Raw genomic sequence first — 558 nt, 5'->3', positions numbered from 1 at the left:
TGTTGTGTGTAGCCGATTCTTTCCAAAGCTCAATACTTTTATAAAATTGAAAGTCTTGAAAAAGCAGCAAAATAACTCGCTCTTTCAAACTCAATTGGTTCAATTTGGTCATAAATTTCAGTCAGTCCTGCATAGCCAGTTTCATAACCAAAGTCCCCTAAAACAATTTTTCCCTCAAAATCTTTGATTGTCGCAGTAATGGCTCCGCACTCTATATCGCCGCATTCAGGACAAACGTAGATCATAACTCGCCCTGAAGCAAGTTGAGATTTTTCTTTTAGAGTAAAAACATTCAAAACATGTCTATAATACTCTTGGTTTCCTTCCAAATTAATCAAGGTCATATAGTCAGCAGACTCTAAATTTAGAATTGTCTTTAGCGATTTACCTGAAACCATAAAATCCCAATAGTCCCTCGGCGTTTGATTTGCTCCTATTTTTCGTGTCGCTTGACTAAGAGTTAAAATATCCATTGAGTATTTGAGAATTGTCCAACTGTAATTTTGATAAGTGTAAAACGTCACCAAGGTTACACACAACGGTACGGCTTACTGATGG

The 558-nt window shown here is 36.6% G+C and carries 1 protein-coding gene; it reads right to left on the bottom strand.

Annotated features, from left to right (window positions below):
- Positions 1-38: 38 nt before the first annotated feature.
- Positions 39-473 carry a hypothetical protein gene (locus tag M4J38_RS19385; RefSeq protein ID WP_251761467.1) on the bottom strand — a complete coding sequence of 145 codons (435 nt, stop codon included), beginning with the start codon at positions 471-473 and terminating at the stop codon, positions 39-41.
- Positions 474-558: the final 85 nt, after the last annotated feature.

Source organism: Parasegetibacter sp. NRK P23 (genome assembly GCF_023721715.1).
Classification (GTDB): Bacteria; Bacteroidota; Bacteroidia; order Chitinophagales; family Chitinophagaceae; genus Parasegetibacter.
The sequence above is the reverse complement of the archived record's forward strand: the minus strand, read 5'-3'. Positions and strand labels throughout refer to the sequence as shown.